The sequence below is a fragment of the Parachlamydia acanthamoebae genome (genome assembly GCF_000875975.1).
Taxonomy (GTDB): Bacteria; Chlamydiota; Chlamydiia; order Chlamydiales; family Parachlamydiaceae; genus Parachlamydia; species Parachlamydia acanthamoebae.
Genome location: NZ_BAWW01000050.1, coordinates 1 through 203 on the forward strand (window position 1 = coordinate 1; position 203 = coordinate 203).

1 pseudogene is annotated in these 203 nt (G+C 38.9%); it reads right to left on the reverse strand.

Annotated elements, in window-relative coordinates:
* Position 1: 1 nt before the first annotated feature.
* Positions 2-203: pseudogene (locus AOM43_RS08620) on the reverse strand (SDR family oxidoreductase); the annotation flags it as partial.

The following is a 203-nucleotide window of genomic DNA, read 5'->3' on the forward strand; positions in this document are numbered from 1 at the left end:
TTTAATCTAAAAAGAAATCTTCTTTTAAGGGATTACCAGGAGAAACGGCATAATGACTAAAGTCCGTTACCCCCTTATCGCGCAATATATCCTCATCAATAAAAAAATGGCCGGTGCATTCCCGACTGTCTTTCAACAAAATTTCATACGCTGCATCTGCAACGATAGAAGGTAAGCGACAATGCTTAGTCGTACTTTCAATC